Raw genomic sequence first — 20269 nt, forward strand, 5'->3', positions numbered from 1 at the left:
CCGGAATGTTGAGGGGTTAAAGCTGCCTCCTACAGGGTAGGATGGTAAATTTATCTTGTAGCATGGTCTTTAGGCCACGGGATTTGCGCCGGAATGTTGAGGGGTTAAAGCTGCCTCCTACAGGGTAGGATGGTAAATTTATCTTGTAGCATGGTCTTTAGGCCATGGGATTTGACCTAGCATATCGGCGGGTTAAAGCCGCTTTGTACAAGTTTGGGATTTATTTCATTGCTCACTGCAACATTTGGTTGAGTTACGTTATAATCCTGCGCCATATCAATTAGGAGTTTAAAAATGCGTCCAAGTGGAAGAACTGCCAGTCAAATCCGTCCTGTTACTATAACTCGCCAGTTTACCTGTCATGCTGAAGGTTCGGTGTTGGTTGAATTTGGTAATACCAAAGTTATCTGTAACGCTACCGTTGAAGAAGGTGTGCCGCGCTTTATGAAAGGCCAAGGTAAAGGTTGGATAACTGCTGAGTACAGCATGCTTCCACGCTCTACCCATACTCGCTCAGGTCGTGAAGCGGCTCGTGGCAAGCAAGGCGGACGTACTTTAGAGATTCAACGTTTAATTGCTCGCTCTTTACGCGCAGCGGTTGATTTAAAATTATTGGGTGAGAATACGATTACCCTAGATTGCGACGTTATTCAGGCTGATGGTGGCACTCGTACCGCGTCTATTACCGGTGCATGTGTTGCTCTAGTTGATGCTTTAACTTATATGCGCAGCAAAGGTATTTTAAAAGCGAATCCGCTTAAGTTTATGATTGCCGCATTATCAGTGGGTGTTTATAAAGGTAACGCTATCGCTGATTTAGAGTACTTGGAAGACTCTGACGCTGAAACAGACATGAACGTGGTGATGACTGAAACTGGCAAATTAATTGAAGTTCAAGGCACTGCCGAAGGCGAACCGTTTAGCTTTGACGAAATGAGCGAGATGCTTGAATTAGCTAAACATGGTCTGCGTGAGTTGTTCGATGTTCAAAAAAGTTCGTTAAACTAGAACGGGTTTATAAAAAGATATGCAAGATTATCAAAAAGCATTTATTGAATTTGCCTTAGCTCGCAATGTATTGAAATTTGGTGAATTTACATTGAAATCAGGGCGATTGAGCCCTTATTTTTTCAATGCTGGTTTATTCAATACCGGCAATGACTTGGCTAAACTTGGGCAATTTTATGCACAGGCCTTAATTGATTCTGGCATTGAATTCGATGTGTTGTTTGGTCCAGCTTATAAAGGCATTCCTATTGCGACCACTACGGCGGTTGCATTAGCTGACAAACATAACATCGATACACCTTATTGCTTTAATCGTAAAGAAGCCAAAGCTCATGGTGAAGGTGGTACTTTGGTGGGCAGTCCTCTTAACGGCAAAATCATGCTGGTGGATGATGTGATCACCGCAGGTACGGCTATCCGTGAATCAATGCAACTTATTAATGCCCACGGCGCAACGCTTGCTGGTGTGTTAATCGCTTTGGATCGCCAAGAAAAAGGCAAAGGTGAGCTGTCAGCTATTCAAGAAGTCGAGCGTGATTTTGGTACGCAAGTTGTGTCTATTATTAATCTCGGTGATTTAGTTGAGTACTTAAAACTGAAACCTGAAATGGCGGAACATTTGGCTAACATCGAACAATATCGGCAGGACTATGGGATCTGATTTTACGATTCCGGAGCAGTTTGCCGCTGATTATCATCTTGATGCGCTGGGGCTTAGATGTCCAGAGCCGGTAATGATGGTTCGTATGAAGGTCCGCAATATGCAAGAAGGTGAGTCATTAAGTGTGATAGCTGATGACCATTCGACAACTCGCGACATGCCGAGTTTTTGTCGATTCATGGGGCATACATTAGTGTGTTCCCATACCGAATCCGCCCCCTATATTTATCTCATCCGTAAAGGCGTGTAACTCCCGTAGCACGGCCTTTAGGCCATGGAGTATCGCACAATTGCGCGGGGTTAAAACACCCGCCTACAAGAGACATTGCTCCCCTAGCGCGGCCTTTAGGCCATGGAGTATCGCACAATTGCACGGGGTTAAAACACCCGCCTACAACAGATATTGCATTTTTGAGATTGGTACTGAAATTATTCCGGTTTGCGGAATTTAATCGTCCAGCGGTCGGTATTACCGGTTACTGATTTTGCACCTACTTCATATTCTAGTTCATCGTCTTCGCGGTAGTGAAGGTCGCTGTAATCAATAAATTCAAACCCAGCTTCGATAATTTCTTTGATGGCTAAAACTGGGTCAACACGTCTACCATTTGAACTGTTTGCTGGCTCCATGTGTCGTGCAGTATGATCGACAACCGCATAAATACCACCTGGCTTCAGTGCTTCAAATGCGGCAACGTTCATAGCTTTACGTCCTTCTTCAGAGAAGTTGTGGTAGTTTCTGAAGGTCAATACCATATCGAGATCTTTCACGCCGAACGAATCTAAATCTAATGAATAGAACCGTGCCCCGTCTTTACGATACAGTTTTGCTTCTTCAGCGACAATGTTCATTTTGTCGAAACCAGGCTGATTACTAAGGGACTCTTTAATATTGCCAGTCCCAATCGCAGCATAATATTCGCCTTTGTCACGCACTACTGGCGCAAGTATTTTTGTATACCAACCGCCGCCAGGCAACAATTCAAGAATACGCATATCAGCTTCAAGACCGAAAAATTCCAATGTTTCAACAGGCTTTCTGTTGCGGTCCCGTTCCTTCTCTGCCTCAGTTCTGACATCTGATGCCATAGCTGACTTAATTAAATCACCAACTTCGTGATGCGCTGCCATAGAAGGTAGGCTTGCAGTTAACCCAAGGGTGGTAAGCAAAGCAATAGCTGTTGAACGTAATTTCATTCTTTTCTCCATGTATATGTTTGATTACTTAGTGGTTTACGGTTTTATTGTTACTTATAATTAGAGACCCGAGCATAACCAAATTTCATTCCAGAAGATTGAAAAAGATGCCCGAGATTACTGTTTATGTACAAAAACTTCCCCGTTTTTCATAACAAAATCGATATCTTGCATCTCTTTTATGTCATTTAACGGATCACCATGTACGGCAACCATATCAGCAAACTTACCTGCTTCTATCGTGCCTAAGGTGTCTAATTCATTGAGCAACTTCGCGCCATGATAGGTCGCGCTTCGAATTACTTCTATGGGCTTCATTCCAGCATCGACCATAAGCACAAACTCAAGTCCATTATCACCATGGGCCGAAACCCCAGAGTCTGTTCCAAAAGCAATGTTGACCCCTGATTTATATGCGTTTGCAAGGGTTGCCTTAATTAGTGGACCTATTTTAGCGGCTTTAGGACGCACTAAATCAGGAAAGAAACCGTCAATTTTGGCTTTTTCTGCCACCCAATTTCCAGCCATAATAGTAGGTACATAATAAATATCGTGTTTCTTCATCAGTTTGAAGATTTCTTTATCCATGTAAGTACCGTGCTCGATGGACGAAACACCGGCCAAAATAGCGCGGCGCATACCTTCTTTACCATGGGCATGCACGGCGACTGTCATGCCATAGTCTTTTGCGGTGTCGACAATTGCTTGTAGTTCATCATCCATAAATTGTGGGTTTTGGCCACTTTTAGCCACTGATAAAACGCCACCGGTGGCAGTAATCTTAATCAAGTCTGCACCGTCTTTATAGCGCTGTCTAACCGCTTTTCTGGCTTCTGCTACACCATTGATAACACCTTCTTCTGGGCCTAGATCGCGGCGAATTATTTTTGCTTGCCCATTGGTCGAATCGGCGTGTCCACCAGTAGTGGCAATCGACTGACCTGCGGTGAATATTCTTGGACCGGGGACTTTGCCACTATCGATAGCTTTACGCAGTGCTATGGTTTCATTGTAGCCGTCTCCTAAATTACGCACGGTAGTAAAACCTGCATCTAGGGTTTTCTTGGCATTGACCACGGCTTTAATCGCAAAATCTGCTTCATTTAAAACAAAGGGTTCCATGTAGGTACTAGGGCCTTCAAATTGACTGCTGATATGGGTATGCATGTCCATCAAGCCGGGCATTAGCGTGTACTCTGAAAGATCTATGATTTCATCATTATCACCTGCTGGGGTGAAGCCTTTTTCGATGCGGCTAATTTTATTGCCCTCAACAATCACTGATACTTTGTTTTGAACGTCGTTATTATCCGCAGCAATCAGCTTGCCAGCATGAATAATGGTTGCGGCATGGCTAACGTTCAGTATCGCGGTGGTAATAAGTAGAAAAGATGTTTTTAAAAATAAAGATTTACGGCTAATCATCAAGGAGTCCCTGCCAATATTGTAAGAGTTATCAACATTAGGTTAATTTGTTTAGCAGGTCAAAAATAGCGTCTTAAACAACTGTAAACTTTTGTTTAAAATGTGCCTAAAGTAAAGGTGTATTCGCCGCTGCTAAGTTGCAATTGTTGCTTGCCATCTATGGCCACTTCTTCGGCTATTTCGATAAGTTGGTAATATACGTTTTGATGTAGGCGAGCCCAAAGGTTACGTCTTACTTTGACATAAGGAAGCATTGCTTGAGTCGTTGCGTCTTGGCGTATTTCAACTGGGTTGTCGGTGCTGACCACAAAACTATCGTCAGTTTGTGTGCTAAAGGTGAGTAAATCGTCTTGTTTGTCCCACTGAGTGATAATGAAGGGCACGTCATCGACTTTAATGCGTACTTTTTCCACGGGCGTGACCAAGAAATATTCGTCTTGGTCTTTGCGTAAAACACTAGCAAACAATTTCACTAGTGGTTTACGTCCAATGGGCGTGCCCATATAAAACCAGCTTCCATCATGCTTGATGTGAATATCAATATCACCACAAAAATCTGGATTCCACTTTTCTACTGGCGGTATTTTGCCCTGCTGCTGAGCAAGTTGGCTTTGTAGCTTAGATAAGTCCATTAGATACTAGCCTTAATCATCCTAGTGGAATTGCTGTTATTGCAACGCATCTCTGACTTCGCGCAATTTTGCTTTGATGCGACGCATGTTTTCTGGCCCTGTGCGCAGCAGTTGCTTCTGCACGGCGGTTAAACTTTCTAAACGGTCATCGGCAAACTTGTACATCACACTATCAGTATAAACTTCGATGGGCACAGGAACTTCTGGGGTATCCAGCAGATGATTGATTGCATCCATTAATACAAAGGTAAAGTCGTCATCAGGATCGCCAATTTCAGCGTAAATATCTGTAATTGACGGTTTATAGGTTTCGTATAGTGATATCAACGAATCTGTATCCATAGAATCTAAGGTTTCTACATAGGGCGTGTACCGTTTGAAACTGGCTGCATCGATAAAACTTTTATCAGATTGCTCATACACCCGAAACTTTTGTTCCGGCGGCACTATTACTTGATGATTAGTCGCAATATTATGATTGGCAGCGTTTTCGGTCATAACCACAAAACGTCTAAGCAAGTCATCATTTACCAGTAAACTCGCCGCAGCTTCATAATTGGCTAAACTAATAATCGATGTTTTAACCGCTGCATCGCTGGTATCGAGTGGCTCTGGAATCGGTTCAGGTGGCGGTAAATCCACAAGCACAGGTTCTTCTTCGATCATTTCAGCTTCGTCTTCTACAGCGTACTCGTCGAATTGCTGTTGCTCATTTTCGTCAATGATTGGATCTGGAATGGGAGCTTCAATTATCGGCTCAGGGACTTCTTCGGTTTCATTACTGCCGCTTAAAGCAAAATAACCTATGACTGCAACACAGATCACAATCACAGCTAGAATAATGTGCGGCTTAATGGATTTGGGGTTTGATTCGTCAGTCATTTTCTTTCCTAAATTACACGCAACTAGATAATATTATGACAAGCTAGGAAGCAAATCGTTGAATTTTTTTAATAATAGTCTGTAAATTGTTTATCTATTTCAGCCAATTTGTTCAGCGGCTAAAGTAATTGCCTTCCTTTTAAGTGGCAGACATTTACTAAAAAATACAGATAAAGATAAACACTTCTTAGATACTACTACTTCCAAATCTCATGTCACTATTTGTTTCTACTATTTTGATTGGGATATAACAATCAAAAACAAGGGCTTGTTGTTCAATCAATTGTAGAGTCGACTGAGCGTTATTCGCGACTATGAACTAAATCTGCTGATTAAACGTAAATATCCTAAACCACGCTAGAGTTGTCATTAGTCGAGAAGTGCAGATGAAATTCGATTATCAACAATTGATAAGCCAAAACCAAAGTATAGATGAACTTGAATTACAATCGTTTGAAATGAGTATTTATTTACTTAAATTACGGATTGGTAATGAGCAAGGCATGTTATACAACGGCAACGAATTAATGCGTTTTAATAGCACTCAACAAGTTCGCGAGGCTTTTGCAGATATTGATGTGTTGCAGGCAGTTATGGTGCATGACTCGCCTTATGACGAAATGATCGGTAATCCAGCTAAAACAGGCGCGAGTTTAAAACTGCCATTTTCTTTGCAACAACCCCTCTAAAGGATTGAATAATTAAAATCACCCACCATACTAGAGGTGCCGGTTAATAATGACAATATTGTCTAGATTGGTGTTATTAAACACAAGCTTAACGTTACCCAAGAGGCAAGTTTTTCATGCAATTTCTACATACTATGGTGCGAGTCGCAGACTTAGATGCATCTTTAAAATTCTATTGTGAGCAATTAGGTTTGCAAGAAAGCAAGCGAATCGAAAATGAGAAAGGTCGGTTTACTTTGGTTTATTTAGCCGCTCCCGAAGACGCAGAGCGTGCAGAGAAAGATGACGCTCCTTTAGTGGAACTGACTTATAATTGGGATCCAGAAACTTACACTGGTGGCAGAAACTTTGGACACCTAGCGTTTTTGGTTGATGACATTTATGGTTTATGTCAGAAACTAAGTGATGCCGGTGTGGTTATCAATCGTCCGCCTAGAGACGGTCATATGGCCTTTGTGCGTTCACCGGATAATATTTCCATTGAATTACTGCAACGAGGTAAGGCTCTTGCCCCTCAAGAGCCTTGGGCATCGATGGAAAATACCGGCGAGTGGTAATTATTCGTTAACAAAGCGTTCCCTGTAGGCGGGTGCTTTAGGCCCGCTTGCACAATGAACCTTTCCATGGCCTAAAGGCCAGGTTACAAAACCAAAGGCGCTTACGATCCGGTAAAATGTCTAGTAATTCTATGGCTGCGATAAACTATCGCTTATAGCTAGTGTATAATCCGATTTTTACGATTTAGCCCTAAAACACCAGTTTTAGGCATCAACACTTTATTTGGAGATCGGGTTGAACAAGCAGTCATTAATTCTACTGAAAAATGCCAATATTTTCGCCCCGCAGGCTCTTGGTATTCGTCACCTTTTAGTGGGAGGCGGTCGAGTTTTACAGATTTTAGATAGCCTGCCTAAGCTTGATTCTCAACTTGATGTTCAGCAGCTCGATTTGCAAGGAGCGACTGTCATTCCAGGCTTAATAGATGCGCACACTCACATTACCGGTGGTGGCGGTGAAGCTGGATTTGCCACCCGTGTGCCACCGGTTCCTCTGAGCCAATTTACCCGCGCAGGTGTTACTACGGCCGTTGGACTCTTAGGTACTGATGATACAACGCGCAGCACTGAGTCTTTGGTTGCTCAGGTGTACGGTCTGCGTGAGGAAGGTTTATCTGCTTATTGTTACACTGGGGGCTATCATTTACCGCCCACTACCTTAACCGGTTCCATTAAAACCGATATCGTGTTTGTTGATCCCATAGTGGCGGTGGGTGAATTAGCCATCAGCGACCATCGCTCTAGTCAACCAACCCTTAATGAACTGTTAAAAGTCGCTTCTGAAGCCCATGTGGCAAGATTAATGACTGGTAAGGCCGGTACTGTGCATTTGCATTTAGGTGACGGCGAACGTGGCTTGAGTTTGGTACGAGAAGCGTTATCAGGCTCAGAAATACCGGCCAGAACATTTAATCCAACCCATGTAAATCGACAGCGGTTTTTGTTTGAAGAGGCTTGTGAGCTAACCAAACAAGGTTGTTGGATTGACGTAACTGCATTTGAAACCGATGGTGAGGGTTATGAACCTGCGGACGCGCTAAGTCGATATCTCGCCAGTGACTTTCCCAACGACAAACTCACCATTAGTTCTGACGGCGGTGGCTGTTTACCGTGTTTTGATAAACAAGGACATTTAACCAAAATGGACTTCGCCAACTCAGAATCGATGACCCAAGTGCTATATGAACTGCTCGATAATGGTGTGCCGCTGCAAGACTGCCTGCCATTTTTTACCTCAAATATAGCTTCTTTGATGAATTTTCATAAAAAAGGCAAGATACACGCTGGGTTTGACGCAGATCTTGTTATACTTGACGATTCGTCTCGCATCAGCCATGTCATGGCACTTGGTGTGTGGCACATTTTTGATAAATCTTTTGTAAAAAAAGGTACGTTTGAGGATTGAATATGCCGTCTCCTAATATTGAAGGGCAGCAACGTGGTTATGTAATCCCCATCGGCGGCGCCGAAGAGAAAATAGATAACCCTGAAATACTGACAAAATTTGTTGAGCTCGCTGGGGGTGCAGATGCAGTGATCTGCGTGATTCCAACGGCTTCTCAACTAGATGATACCGGCGAACGATATGAAAACTTATTTCACCAACTAGGTGCGGGTAAAACTATTTCATTACCTATTCGCGAGCGCGCTGATGCGCAAAACCCTGATTATGTTGAACAACTTTTAAAATGCACGGCTGTGTTTATCACCGGCGGCAATCAATTGCGTTTGTCGACCATATTAGGTGGTACTCCCATTGCTAAGACGATTCGTCAAATTAATGCCAAAGGTGTGCATGTAGCTGGCACCTCTGCGGGTGCGGCAATAGTGTCACAACACATGATTACCGGTGGCAGTACTGGTATTGTGCCCACTGAAGATGGGGTGAATTTAGCGCCTGGTATGGGCTTGATCAACACGGTAGTGGTGGATCAACACTTTAATGAACGCAATCGTTTATCGCGTTTGCTAAGTGCTGTTTCCTATAATCCGTTTTTAGTGGGTATTGGATTAGACGAAGATACCGCCGCATTTATTGATGAGAATAATGAATTTACAGTGGTAGGCAGTGGTGCAATAACCGTTGTTGACCCTGCGGATATCGAATATTCGTCAATGGCTGAAGCACGCAGAGGTGATGCTTTGACCTTACTTAATTTAAAGGTGCATATCCTCGCATCGGGCAGTCGTTACAATATCAGTACGCGCCAAGCATTCGCTTAATCCTCCATTTATGCTGAATATAAAAACAGTGGCGAATACCACTGTTTTTATATAGCCTAGTTACTACAATTCTATAAGCTAAAACATCCTTATCTTAAGTCCGTTACTTGTAGTATTGTTTTCACTCTCCTTTCATCAATGTGATTCACGTTTAGCGTGTTGTTAATAGTTTTAGAGCAACTTACACAAGGAAGCCCAAATATATGAAGATCCTCAGTAGAAACGTTTATGTCGGCCCAAATGTTTACGCTAATTTTCCTGTTATTCGATATCAAATCGATTTAGGCGAGTTGGAGAATTGGCCTTCAGTAAAATTAGGTGAGGATTTCATCAATGGCTTAATCAATGCGATTCCAAGTTTGCACAGCCACGGTTGTTCTTACCAGGAAGAAGGTGGTTTTATCCGTCGTTTGCGCGATGACGAAGGCACTTGGATGGGACATATTTGGGAACACGTCGCCCTTGAGTTACAAAACTTAGCGGGATCTCCTGTGGGCTTTGGTCGCACTCGTAGTTTAGATAAACCCGGTTGCTACAACGTTGTGTATCAATACAAACAACAAGACGTTGGTTTAGAGGCTGGCTCTTTGGGTATGCGACTACTTACTCACCTTTTACCTAAAAATGTACAGTCTGCGATTGATGCCGATATTGATGATGATTTTGATTTCAGCCAAGAGCTTCAAGATTTCGTGCGTATGGCACAGAAGAAAGAATTTGGTCCTAGTACCGGTAGTTTGGTTAAAGCTGCCGAAGAGCGTGATATTCCTTGGTTACGTTTAAACAATTACAGCTTAGTGCAATTTGGTCACGGCAAATATCAAAAGCGTATTCAAGCTACTATCACCAGTGAAACAAAACATATCGCCGTTGAAATTTCTTGCGACAAAGAAGACACCCACAATCTTTTAAATGACTTAGGTCTGCCTGTACCTCAACAGTTGATGATTTATAGTGAACGACAAGCGGTGCGTGCGGCCAATCGAATTGGTTTCCCAGTGGTGATTAAGCCGCTTAATGCTAATCATGGCAGAGGCGTCAGCATCAACCTCACGAGCGATGAGGAAGTGGTAACCGCATTTAATGAAGCCCAGAAATTTGGTACTAGCCGAGCAGTGCTGGTGGAAAGTTATTTAACTGGTTTTGATCACCGTATGTTGGTGGTGAATGACGAGTTAGTGGCGGTGGCTAAACGGGTTCCAGGTCATGTGGTGGGAGATGGCAGCAGCACGATTGAAGAGCTGGTGGATATTGTGAACAAAGATCCCCGTCGCGGTATAGGTCATGAAAAAGTTTTGACCCGATTAGAATTGGATAATCAAGCTGAACGTTTATTAGCGGAAGCCGGATATGACAAAAATACGGTGTTGCAAGAAGGGCAGGAATTTTACTTACGCTCAACGGCAAATCTATCTACCGGCGGCACAGCCATCGATGTCACAGATTCTGTGCACCCAGACAACCGAGATATGGCAGTACGGGCGATAAAAGCCATCGGCTTAGATATTGGTGGTGTTGATTTCCTTACTGATGATATCAGTAAGTCATATAAAGAAATTGGCGGCGGCATTTGTGAATGTAACGCCGCGCCTGGCTTCAGAATGCATGTTGCTCCTAGTGAAGGCACGCCTAGGGATGTGTCTGGTAAAGTGATGGATATGTTGTTTCCTCCTGGTGCCCATTCAAGCATACCAATTGCCGCAATTACCGGAACTAACGGTAAAACCACCACTTCTCGCATGTTAGCTAGCATAATGAAGAGTGTTGGTTATACCACAGGAATGACCTCGACAGATGGGGTGTATATTGACGGTCATTTAACCGTAAAAGGGGATATGACAGGTCCCACCTCAGCACAAATTGTGTTGCGCGACCCTAGTGTTGATTTCGCGATAATGGAAACCGCGCGAGGGGGCATACTCAAACGTGGTCTTGGTTACAGCGAATGTGATGTGGGTGCTTGTTTGAATATCAGCGCAGACCACTTAGGTCAGCGGGGTATAGACACATTAGAGCAGCTTGCCCAGATTAAGCGTGTGGTTGTGGAAGTGGCAAAAGACTGTGTGGTACTTAACGCAGATGATAGACACTGTTTAGAAATGGCAGACTTTTGTACCGCGAAGCGCATTTGTTATGTGACCACTGATTCTGGCCATGGTTTGGTGCGGGAGCATATCCGCAGTGGTGGTTTGGCTGTGGTTTTGGAAAAAGGTATTAATGGTGACATGATCACCATTTACGACAAGGGCTCACATATCCCGCTGTTATGGACTCACCTTATTCCAGCGACCATTGAAGGCAAAGCAATGCATAACGTGCAAAATGCTATGTTCGCGACTGCAATGGCATATTGTTTTAACACTTCACTGGAAGATATTCGCCAAGGGTTACGTATCTTCAATACCTCATTCTATCAAGCGCCTGGCCGTCTCAATATTTATGACGAACATCCGTTTAAAGTGATTTTGGACTACGCGCACAATCCTGCGGCGATTCAAACTATCACCGATTTAGCGATGCGCTTAGATGTCACCGGAAAACGTCGATTGGTTATTGCAATGCCGGGTGATAGACGGGATGAAGACGTGATTGAAGCGGCCACTATTACAGCCAAAGGTTTCGATGCTATCGTTTGTAAAGCGGACGATGATCGTCGTGGCCGAGGTCATGATGAAATACCAGAGTTGTTGCGCAAAACCTATTTAGAACAGGGATTGTTTGACGACGATATACAAGTGATTCCGTCTGAAAAAGACGCTATCGATAAGGCTTTAGCTGATTGTCAAAAAGGCGATTTGTTGATTATTCTTGGCGACAACATTACCCGTTGCTGGAAACAAATTGTGCATTTCCAAGCGGATCGTGACTTGACCCAAAAAGATGAAGTGCCTTCTCGTGACTATCCGGAAAAACTGTTTGAACCTGTCGAACACAAATTTGAACTCGATGCTGGTCAAACCCTCGTTCAAGATGAAAGAGGTGTGCGCTTAGTCGTTGAACGTGATGAAGATTCAGATTAATGCGTTTAGAGCTAGATGAAGTCAGACGACTGACCGGTCCCAACTTATTGTGGGATAAACCTGGGGCTATCTTAGACGTTTTTATCGACGACATTGATAGTCATCTTGTTATCAACACTTGGCAGAGTTGGGTCGATAAGTTGTTGCCGCAAATAAACTGGCAGCAGACCTATACATTTCGGCTTTACACCGGCGGTGCGAGTATGGCACTTAGCGCCCCTATGGATGCACTTTATACTGCATGTGACCTAGCTGAGCTTGCTTGGGAGTTAACCGTTTCACAACTTTGTCAGCAACCAGAAATTGATTTGCCTAGTCGAGTTAAACAATTGCAAATTACGCTTAATCAGGAGCAAAATTCTGAGTTGTTAAATCTCATGGCTCAAGCCCATGCTCATAATGTTACTGCTATTAGTGATGACGACGAATTTAGTCTAGGCACTGGGCCAACGGTTGACGTTTGGCCGATTGCTGAACTGCCGCAAAGCGCAACGTTGGATTGGCAACAATACAAAGATATTCCCCGTGCATTTATCACCGGCACCAATGGCAAATCAACGAGTGTACGATTGGCTAGCGAGATCGCTAAAGCGGCGGGAATTTGTGCCGGTGTGACTTCCACTGACTTTATCAAAGTGGGTGATGAAATTATTGATAAAGGTGATTATTCGGGCCCTGGTGGAGCAAGAATGCTGTTGCGAGACAAACGCACTGAGATGGCCTTTTTAGAAGTAGCTAGGGGCGGTATTTTACGCCGGGGGATCCCAATCGATAATGTGGATGCCGCGCTTATTACCAATGTTGCCAGTGACCATCTTGGACAATACGGTATTAATACGGTTGAAGAATTGGCCGAAGTAAAGTTTGTGGTGGCGAAAGGCTTAGATAATTCTGGGACTTTAGTTCTCAATGCTGATAATAAATTGGTGGTTGAGCAAGCTAAGCAGGTTAGTTGTCGAATTTGTTGGTTCAGTGAAGATGCAAAACACCCTCTGATTCTGCAAAGTCAGCAGGCTGGTTTGCCTTGTGTATTTGTCGATAATGAGCAATTTGTGTATATGCAAGCCGATGGAACGCCTGTCCCTATTGCAGAGGTAAAGTCAATTCCAATGACTATGCAAGGGGCTGCTCAGCACAATATCCAAAACGCCTTGGGGGTGATTGGTCTGAGTATGGCTTTACACATTCCACTGCAAGCCATCAAGCAAGGTTTAATGCGCTTTGGTAGCTCAGCCAAGGATAATCCTGGACGGGGCAATTTATATACATATAACGGCTCAACAGTAATGGTCGATTTTGCGCATAATGCGCATAGTGTTAAAGCCATGATTAACACGGCAAAACACATCCCTGCAAAGCGCTATATTGTTATGTTCAGTAACGCTGGCGATAGAGCTGATGCGGATATTAAAGAGCTTAGCGATGAAATTTATAAATTGCAGGCCGACCGTTACATAGTCGCAGAATTAGAGCGATATTTACGGGGCAGGCAACCAAAAGAGCTGCTCGATCTCGTTGCTAAACATTTGCAGCAAAAAGGTGTTGATGAATCAATAATTGACTGCGTTGATTCACCTTTGGCTGGGGCTAAACTGGCACTGCAGATATCATCACCTGGTGATGTGGTTGTGTTGTTTTGTCTTGACCAACGTGAACAGATAGATCAATTACTGCAGAAAAATACTAGTTAACAGTTTTCAACTGAATTGGAAAAACAGATTTAGTCCCCATTTCATCTTCTACTCATAAGTGCACTTCCCTTAATAGTGCAGATTAAACTCTTATTATGAATTGGAGTAAAAGTTGAAATGGAACAGTCTTTCAATGAAGCGTTATTAAAGTTGTGTATGTTGCTCTATCGTATAGATGGCAAAATCACCCTATCTGAACAAGATTATTACGACTCTATATTTCACCACATTAACTGGCAAGGTGAGGAGGATATGGAAGAGTTCCAGCGCCAATCCATTCATCAAGTCAGAGAGGTCGTAGAAAATGGCGAAGCAAAAAAATTTGTTATGTCATTGAAGGACCCCTTATCCTTTAATGCTAAAAAGGCCTTAGCGCTCGCTCAAGGTATATGCCTTATCGATGGTGAAATTGCAGATCAGGAACAAGAGATTCTTGATTATCTTAAACTGAGAGTATTAGCCAAATTTTTGGATAAAAACGATATTAATTAAAGGTCAGAGTAGTTAATCGAGATATTAGGTATATCCTTAAAATGTTGGCACCAATGGTAAAAAATAAATATACTCAACTAACGGGTATAAAATTAACCGCATAGGCGTAATTGTGCATAGAATGTTTGAGGCCCACGGTACGTTAGATTTGTTCGTCAAAGATCGAATCTTACGACTAGAGGGAACTGGTCCTTGGAATCTTGAATCACTAGATGAATCTGGTGAGGAAGCTGATCCAATGATCGAACTGCTTGCTCAGGAACCTTGGGCGGTTCTTGTCATTATGCACGGCGAATGTATCTATGTGCACGCCGCAGGGCAACGCTTATCGGAGATTGTACGAGCTGAAAAGCAGCGGAATAGAATCGCCACTGCAATTTTAGTTAATGATTGTGATTCACCCAATTTCGCCAAACAACATATTGGTGAGATTTATCAAAACGCTGGGGAACATTATGAGTTTTTTGATGATGTTGATACCGCAGAAATTTGGTTAAAACAACAGTTAGCTAAGGCTGCTAAAGATTAACCCTCCTATTTTTCCATAACTTATAACCCCAATGCCTTGTTTAGTTTGTGAATTGTCGTAATCTACGAATAATTATTTAAGTAGAGAAAACTGATGCATGAGTTTGAGTGGCAGCGTGCTGTTATAAAAGTCGGTAGCGCATTGATTGCGCCTGATGGTCAGCATTGCAGTGGACGTTATTTATTGGCAATCGCGCGTTTTATTACCGCAAGCCGAGAACAGGGCAAAGAAGTTATTTTGGTTTCTTCTGGCAGTGTTGCTGCTGGTCGCGGCAGTATTCCTATTCATCATCCCCCGTCTATTGCTGAAAAACAGGCAATGGCATCCATCGGGCAAATGCAGATGATGTCTAACTGGTCGCGCTTTTTTGATTTTCCCTGTGCCCAGTTATTGTTAACTTACGACGACTTACATAGCCGAACTCGCTATGTAAATATAAAAAATACATTACGCGAGCTGTTGAATCATCAAGCTTTGCCAATTGTGAACGAAAATGACACAGTGGCAGTGAATGAGCTCAAAGTAGGTGATAACGATAATTTAGGGGCTTATACAGCACTTATCGCCCAAGCTGATACTTTGATTATCTGTTCAGACGTTGACGGCCTATATGATCAAGATCCCCGTGCAAACCCTGATGCTAAATTGATATCAGAAGTACCTTGTATCGATGATAATACGTTTGCTTTAGCTGGTGGCGCGGGCACAAAAATGGGCACAGGTGGAATGATAACCAAACTCCAGGCTGCTCAAAAGTGCACACAAAGTGGTATTCAAACCCTAATAGTTAACGGTCAAAAAGGCGAAGTGTTTGATCAACTATTAGACGGAAAGATCCAAGGTACACGTTTTATTCCTGTTGCAAGTCGGGAAAATGCGCGGCGTCAATGGTTAAAACATACCTTAAAAAGTGGTGGCAAAATTGTCATTGACTCGGGCGCTAAAACGGCCATTCTTAACAAAGGAGCTTCCTTGTTGCCTAGTGGCATCGTCGACGTGATTGGTCAGTTCAGTTCCGGCGATGCAGTAACCATCGAGTATCAAAATAACGCACTTGCCAAGGGTTTGGCATTGTATAATTCATCTGATTTGAACAGTATAAAAGGGATGCGAAGCAGCAAAATCGAAAGTGTTCTAGGTTATACTTTTGGCGAAGCTGTGGTGCACAGAGATGATATGGTTCTGTTATAAAAAGTGAGTAAATTTATATGACATTTTCAATCGCTGCAGCAGCAGTGGCAGCAAAAAAAGCAGCACGAGCTTATTCGTCTTTAGGAAGTCAGGCAAAAAATGCCCTGCTGACAGAAATAGCCGATCAACTGATTGTGCAAAAAGAGCAGATTTTAAGTGCTAACCAAAAAGATCTGGATGCAGCTCAGGAAAATCAAATCGATGCATCTATGCAAGATCGCTTACGCTTAACCGAAGAGCGGCTGGAAGCCATTCGCAGCGCGGTGCTTGAAATCGTTCAACAAGCTGATCCTGTGGGGGAAATTAGCCATGTTCAACAACGTCCAAGTGGAATTCGCGTCGGTAAAATGCGTATCCCTTTGGGTGTAATAGCAATGATTTATGAGTCTCGTCCGAATGTGACAATTGATGCCGCGGCTTTGTGTCTTAAGGCCGGTAATGGGGTGATATTGCGTGGTGGTAAAGAAGCGATTCATTCAAATCTGGCATTGGCAAAATGCATTCAGGTGGCGTTAGAAAAACATCAATTAGACCCGAATGTGGTGGTGGTTGTCCCCAATACCGACCGCAGTGTAATGAATGAATTGATGACGTTAAATGATTCTATCGATTTGATTATTCCCCGAGGCGGAGAAGGTTTAATCCGTTTTGTTACTGAAAATAGTCGTATTCCGGTTATTCAACACTTTAAAGGTGTTTGTCATTTATATATTGATAAACAAGCAGATTTAAACAAAGGTTTATCGCTTCTCGAAAATGGCAAAACCCAGCGCACTAGCGTGTGTAATTCCCTAGAAACCTTACTGGTGCACCAATCTGTCGCCGACACCTTTTTACCAATGGCCGCCAAAATGTTGTCTGAGCATAAAGTGAAAGTGCATGCCTGTGAAAATAGCATCGGTTATTTTAAAGATGCCGAAGCAGCCACTGTGGATGATTGGCATGCCGAGTATTTAGCGCTGGAGATTGCAGTGCGCGTAGTGGAAGATTTTGATAAAGCGATTGAGCATATAGGTTTATACGGTTCTGGGCACACTGAAGTGATAGTGACCCAAGATTATTCTGCGGCAAATGAGTTTATTCGGATTGTCGACTCTGCTGTTGTTATGGCCAATGCTTCTTCACGCTTTTCAGATGGGGGTGAATTAGGTTTAGGCGCGGAAATTGGTATTTCTACCAGTAAATTGCATGCCTACGGACCAATGGGGGCCGAATCCTTAACTACTGAAAAGTTTGTGGTTTATGGTGACGGTGAAATCCGCGGTTAATATTGCGTTTTTGAGTATCTAGCATGCTCAGGAACTCACCTGAAACTTGGATGTTTGTGCTATTCATTATTGCCATTGTAGTGGTCCCAATCCTAGTAGGATTGGGATTCTTCAAACTCTATCGACTGCTAAAACCTTTCCCTGAAACGCGGCAGCAACCCACTTCTTTTACCTTTGATGCGCCGTGTGATGGCTTTTTCAAATGCACTTTTGTAGGGTGGTTAATTTGCGCGCCGCTTTTCTATTTAGTCTATTCCTATTTATAGCCTTGGCTTACTCTTAATGGCTACTTTGCGGCATTTCGATGCCACTGGTTTCTTGCAGCATTGCATGGAAAAAACTAATCGCATTGAGATAATCTTGCACTGGTAGTTGTTCATTTATGCCGTGAAAGCGTGTTAAACCTTCTGGATTTAAGCGCACCATCATAAAACGATAAACGTTATCTGACAGACTTGTGAAATAGCGTGAGTCTGTACCGCCAACGACTAAATAGGGCGCCACTAGTACATCGTTATCGAGCTGACGTATATGCTTTTCGATTAACTTAAAACCAACGCTATCTGTGGGTGAAACCCCTGAAGGGTTAATGCCCATAAAGTCGCTAATCAATACGCGTTCGTCATCAATGGCACTGATAACATGTTGTTTAACACTTTCAATGCTATCTCCAGGCAGTATTCGAAAATTAATCACTGCTGACGCTTGAGAGGGCAGAATATTAGATTTGGAGCTGCCGCTGGCCATGGTTGCTGCAATAGTTGTGCGGATGCTTGCGGCACTTGATGGTGTTTTTAGCATTACATTGCTTACAACAGGTTCTAATAACCACAAATTAGCCATAGGTAAACGACTGCTCAGTGGTGCGTGCGTAGCAACCGCATCAAAGGTCATTTTGCTAAATGTTAAATCGGTATCAAATTGGGCATTTTCGACTTTGACAATGGCTTCACTCAATATACCTAATGCTGTGTGTTCTGGTGGTTGCGAAGAATGCCCACCTTCGGAATTGACGGTTAGTCTGAGGTTTACAAATCCCTTTTCGGCAACGCCAACAATTGCTACAGGTTGTTCTATGCCCGGCATGATACCGTCGGTAATGGCGCCCCCTTCATCTAACACAAATTCAAACTCTACACCTTGTTGTTGTAAATATTCTGCAATTTTTACAGCGCCTTGACTGCCACCTATTTCTTCATCATGACCAAATGCTAAATAGATCCCTCGTTTAAAAGGCTTATTTTGTTGCAATAACAGTTCAATTGATTCCAGCAACGCAAATACCGTTACTTTGTCGTCTATGGTGCCTCTTCCCCATATAATATCGTCCACTACTGCGCCGCTAAAAGGCGGTTGTTGCCATTTATCTAGGGTTGCATCGTCTACTGGAACTACATCCATATGGCCCATAAATAGAGCTGGTTTGAGAGAGTTGTCTGTGCCAGGAAAATAATATAACAGGCTATGTTCACTAAATGTTTTTTGTTGGGAAGCTTGATGCACAAGTGGGTAACTTTGTTTGATGTGCTGCCTAAATTCAATGAAAGGCTGAGGATTAAATTGTGCTGGATCGTCGTGGGATATTGTTTTTATTTGGATGCCTTTGGCAAATCTCGCAACAGCGGCATCTGTATCTAAGGGTAACTCTTGTTTCGATTGTTTAATTTGTAGTTGGTTATCTTCAAATACAGTTTCTGAACGAATCCATAAAGTCACAGCGAGGATTACTAAAAGTAATACTAACAAACCTAACAACTTTTTCATTTTTTCAATTCCCTTTGTCAATTTAAACAATATTTCTAAACAGAATACTCTTTATTAGTCGCTTTTAAAACGTTTTGCTACTATGCCTACCTAGTCATTTTGCATGAGAGCCTTTGAGTGTCAAATATTCAACTTTTTATTAGCTGCACTTTAATTTGGGGCTCAACTTGGATAGCAATTACCTTTCAATTAGGTGAAGTAGACCCTGTATTGTCGGTCGCGTATCGATTTACTATCGCTTCCATTTTACTTGGGTGTGTGTGTTGGTTTAAAAAGCTGTCACTGAAATTACCCATGCATATCCATATAAAGATGGCCGCAGTGGGATTAAGCCTTTACACCCTCGACTACAGCTTTTTATATGAAAGTCAGAAATATTTAGTGAGCGCAGTGGTTGCGCTTATGAGTTCATGCATTATTTATATTAATGTCATTATGCGTCGTCTATTTTTAAAAAAGCCAATACGTTTAGAGGTAGTGCTTGGCGCAACTTTTGGCTTGCTGGGAATGGCGATGATTTTTGTGCCGCAATTTGAACATGCACAGACTCATATGTTTTTATCCCTTGGGATTACTCTGGCTTGTATTGCCTTTGTTTGCGCTGCATTTGGTAACGTGATTTCGGAACGCATACTTGACCATGGCACCCCAGTACTGCAAATGAATTTTTGGGCAATGACTTATGCGTTGGTTTTTTTGTATGGCTACGCTTTTTTAAATGGCGCTGAATTAGTCTTTCCTAGCTCAGTTGATTATTACCTTTCGCTTTTATTTCTAGCGGTGTTCGGCTCAGTCTTAGCATTTGGAGCATATATGAAGCTGGTACAGCAAATTGGCTCAGATAAGGCCGCTTATGTGGTGTTAATGTATCCTTTGGTCGCGTTGTTTATTTCCACTTTATTTGAAGGCTATCAGTGGCGATTGCCTGCTTTGATTGGTGTACTTGTGGTGTTACTGGGGAACGCCATAGCCATGGGGAAAGTGCCGCTGAGCATAGCCGCATTTAAGGCTCGTCAGATTAAAGATTAGGCATAAACAAA

Annotated in this window: 19 protein-coding genes; 14 read left to right on the forward strand and 5 right to left on the reverse strand. The window is 42.9% G+C overall.

Translation table 11 applies throughout. From position 1 onward, the window contains the following. Positions 1-294 precede the first annotated feature (294 nt). The 3 genes from rph to tusA are packed head-to-tail and all read left to right on the forward strand — an operon-like array spanning position 295 to position 1919. A complete protein-coding gene (gene rph / locus Q4567_RS09910) occupies positions 295-1008 on the forward strand; it encodes a ribonuclease PH (RefSeq protein ID WP_216047741.1) in 714 nt (237 codons plus the stop codon). 19 nt (positions 1009-1027) lie between these two features. Then, a complete protein-coding gene (gene pyrE / locus Q4567_RS09915) occupies positions 1028-1669 on the forward strand; it encodes an orotate phosphoribosyltransferase (protein ID WP_216047742.1) in 642 nt (213 codons plus the stop codon). Continuing rightward, positions 1659-1919 carry a sulfurtransferase TusA gene (gene tusA, locus Q4567_RS09920; RefSeq protein WP_303500252.1) on the forward strand — a complete coding sequence of 87 codons (261 nt, stop codon included), beginning with the start codon at positions 1659-1661 and terminating at the stop codon, positions 1917-1919. Before pyrE ends, tusA begins: the two co-directional genes overlap by 11 nt. A gap of 179 nt (positions 1920-2098) precedes the next feature. Here the strand turns inward: tusA and Q4567_RS09925 are convergent, their stop codons facing one another. The 4 genes from Q4567_RS09925 to Q4567_RS09940 form a co-directional block, all read right to left on the reverse strand. Continuing rightward, positions 2099-2866, reverse strand: a complete 768-nt coding sequence (locus tag Q4567_RS09925; protein ID WP_303500253.1) for a class I SAM-dependent methyltransferase — start codon at positions 2864-2866, stop codon at positions 2099-2101. A gap of 117 nt (positions 2867-2983) precedes the next feature. Next, positions 2984-4291 carry an amidohydrolase family protein gene (locus Q4567_RS09930; RefSeq protein WP_303500254.1) on the reverse strand — a complete coding sequence of 436 codons (1308 nt, stop codon included), beginning with the start codon at positions 4289-4291 and terminating at the stop codon, positions 2984-2986. A 95-nt stretch (positions 4292-4386) separates the two neighbouring features. Continuing rightward, positions 4387-4923, reverse strand: a complete 537-nt coding sequence (locus Q4567_RS09935; RefSeq protein ID WP_216047746.1) for a DUF1285 domain-containing protein — start codon at positions 4921-4923, stop codon at positions 4387-4389. Positions 4924-4959: 36 nt separating this feature from the next. Beyond that, positions 4960-5805, reverse strand: a complete 846-nt coding sequence (locus tag Q4567_RS09940; RefSeq protein ID WP_216047747.1) for a DUF3014 domain-containing protein — start codon at positions 5803-5805, stop codon at positions 4960-4962. 386 nt (positions 5806-6191) lie between these two features. On the opposite strand from Q4567_RS09940, the gene Q4567_RS09945 reads away from it, so the two are divergent. The 10 genes from Q4567_RS09945 (at position 6192) to Q4567_RS09990 (ending at position 17465) form a co-directional block, all read left to right on the forward strand. Next, a complete protein-coding gene (locus Q4567_RS09945) occupies positions 6192-6494 on the forward strand; it encodes a DUF6482 family protein (RefSeq protein WP_303500257.1) in 303 nt (100 codons plus the stop codon). Positions 6495-6610: 116 nt separating this feature from the next. Next, positions 6611-7051 carry a VOC family protein gene (locus tag Q4567_RS09950; RefSeq protein WP_216047749.1) on the forward strand — a complete coding sequence of 147 codons (441 nt, stop codon included), beginning with the start codon at positions 6611-6613 and terminating at the stop codon, positions 7049-7051. Positions 7052-7286: 235 nt separating this feature from the next. After that, positions 7287-8456, forward strand: a complete 1170-nt coding sequence (gene iadA / locus Q4567_RS09955) for a beta-aspartyl-peptidase (protein WP_303500260.1) — start codon at positions 7287-7289, stop codon at positions 8454-8456. Between the two features lie 2 nt (positions 8457-8458). Then, positions 8459-9274: a cyanophycinase gene (locus Q4567_RS09960; RefSeq protein ID WP_216047751.1), complete on the forward strand. Its 816-nt coding sequence runs from the start codon at positions 8459-8461 to the stop codon at positions 9272-9274. A 203-nt stretch (positions 9275-9477) separates the two neighbouring features. Then, complete coding sequence (gene cphA, locus Q4567_RS09965; protein ID WP_303500261.1) at positions 9478-12294, forward strand: cyanophycin synthetase; 2817 nt, start codon at positions 9478-9480, stop codon at positions 12292-12294. Then, positions 12294-13985 (forward strand): Mur ligase family protein, encoded by a 1692-nt coding sequence (locus Q4567_RS09970; protein ID WP_216047753.1) that lies wholly within the window; start codon positions 12294-12296, stop codon positions 13983-13985. Before cphA ends, Q4567_RS09970 begins: the two co-directional genes overlap by 1 nt. Before the next feature lie 117 nt (positions 13986-14102). Beyond that, the gene (locus Q4567_RS09975; RefSeq protein WP_303500263.1) at positions 14103-14477 is read left to right on the forward strand and encodes a TerB family tellurite resistance protein; all 375 of its coding nucleotides are present in this window, start codon (positions 14103-14105) and stop codon (positions 14475-14477) included. Positions 14478-14589: 112 nt separating this feature from the next. Then, positions 14590-15006: a hypothetical protein gene (locus tag Q4567_RS09980; protein ID WP_216047755.1), complete on the forward strand. Its 417-nt coding sequence runs from the start codon at positions 14590-14592 to the stop codon at positions 15004-15006. Between the two features lie 93 nt (positions 15007-15099). Further along, on the forward strand, positions 15100-16197 hold the full coding sequence (proB, locus tag Q4567_RS09985; protein ID WP_216047756.1) for a glutamate 5-kinase: 1098 nt from the start codon (positions 15100-15102) through the stop codon (positions 16195-16197). Between the two features lie 17 nt (positions 16198-16214). Then, positions 16215-17465, forward strand: coding sequence for a glutamate-5-semialdehyde dehydrogenase (locus Q4567_RS09990; protein WP_216047757.1), 1251 nt, complete (start codon positions 16215-16217; stop codon positions 17463-17465). 279 nt (positions 17466-17744) lie between these two features. Here Q4567_RS09990 and Q4567_RS09995 read toward each other — a convergent pair whose 3' ends face one another. Then, positions 17745-19229: a M20 family peptidase gene (locus tag Q4567_RS09995; RefSeq protein ID WP_216047758.1), complete on the reverse strand. Its 1485-nt coding sequence runs from the start codon at positions 19227-19229 to the stop codon at positions 17745-17747. A 117-nt stretch (positions 19230-19346) separates the two neighbouring features. Here Q4567_RS09995 and Q4567_RS10000 point away from each other — a divergent pair, with 117 nt between their 5' ends. Further along, positions 19347-20258, forward strand: coding sequence for a DMT family transporter (locus Q4567_RS10000; protein WP_216047759.1), 912 nt, complete (start codon positions 19347-19349; stop codon positions 20256-20258). Positions 20259-20269: the final 11 nt, after the last annotated feature.

The sequence above is a fragment of the Aliiglaciecola sp. 2_MG-2023 genome (assembly GCF_030548145.1).
GTDB lineage: Bacteria > Pseudomonadota > Gammaproteobacteria > Enterobacterales > Alteromonadaceae > Aliiglaciecola > Aliiglaciecola lipolytica_A.

What these genes read in the sequence shown, in the direction of transcription:
- rph (WP_216047741.1), top strand. Translation starts at nt 295, where the DNA reads ATGCGTCCAAGTGGAAGAACTGCCAGTCAAATCCGTCCTGTTACTATA.
- pyrE (WP_216047742.1), top strand. Translation starts at nt 1,028, where the DNA reads ATGCAAGATTATCAAAAAGCATTTATTGAATTTGCCTTAGCTCGCAAT.
- tusA (WP_303500252.1), top strand. Translation starts at nt 1,659, where the DNA reads ATGGGATCTGATTTTACGATTCCGGAGCAGTTTGCCGCTGATTATCAT.
- Q4567_RS09925 (WP_303500253.1), bottom strand. Translation starts at nt 2,866, where the DNA reads ATGAAATTACGTTCAACAGCTATTGCTTTGCTTACCACCCTTGGGTTA.
- Q4567_RS09930 (WP_303500254.1), bottom strand. Translation starts at nt 4,291, where the DNA reads ATGATTAGCCGTAAATCTTTATTTTTAAAAACATCTTTTCTACTTATT.
- Q4567_RS09935 (WP_216047746.1), bottom strand. Translation starts at nt 4,923, where the DNA reads ATGGACTTATCTAAGCTACAAAGCCAACTTGCTCAGCAGCAGGGCAAA.
- Q4567_RS09940 (WP_216047747.1), bottom strand. Translation starts at nt 5,805, where the DNA reads ATGACTGACGAATCAAACCCCAAATCCATTAAGCCGCACATTATTCTA.
- Q4567_RS09945 (WP_303500257.1), top strand. Translation starts at nt 6,192, where the DNA reads ATGAAATTCGATTATCAACAATTGATAAGCCAAAACCAAAGTATAGAT.
- Q4567_RS09950 (WP_216047749.1), top strand. Translation starts at nt 6,611, where the DNA reads ATGCAATTTCTACATACTATGGTGCGAGTCGCAGACTTAGATGCATCT.
- Q4567_RS09960 (WP_216047751.1), top strand. Translation starts at nt 8,459, where the DNA reads ATGCCGTCTCCTAATATTGAAGGGCAGCAACGTGGTTATGTAATCCCC.
- cphA (WP_303500261.1), top strand. Translation starts at nt 9,478, where the DNA reads ATGAAGATCCTCAGTAGAAACGTTTATGTCGGCCCAAATGTTTACGCT.
- Q4567_RS09970 (WP_216047753.1), top strand. Translation starts at nt 12,294, where the DNA reads ATGCGTTTAGAGCTAGATGAAGTCAGACGACTGACCGGTCCCAACTTA.
- Q4567_RS09975 (WP_303500263.1), top strand. Translation starts at nt 14,103, where the DNA reads ATGGAACAGTCTTTCAATGAAGCGTTATTAAAGTTGTGTATGTTGCTC.
- proB (WP_216047756.1), top strand. Translation starts at nt 15,100, where the DNA reads ATGCATGAGTTTGAGTGGCAGCGTGCTGTTATAAAAGTCGGTAGCGCA.
- Q4567_RS09990 (WP_216047757.1), top strand. Translation starts at nt 16,215, where the DNA reads ATGACATTTTCAATCGCTGCAGCAGCAGTGGCAGCAAAAAAAGCAGCA.
- Q4567_RS09995 (WP_216047758.1), bottom strand. Translation starts at nt 19,229, where the DNA reads ATGAAAAAGTTGTTAGGTTTGTTAGTATTACTTTTAGTAATCCTCGCT.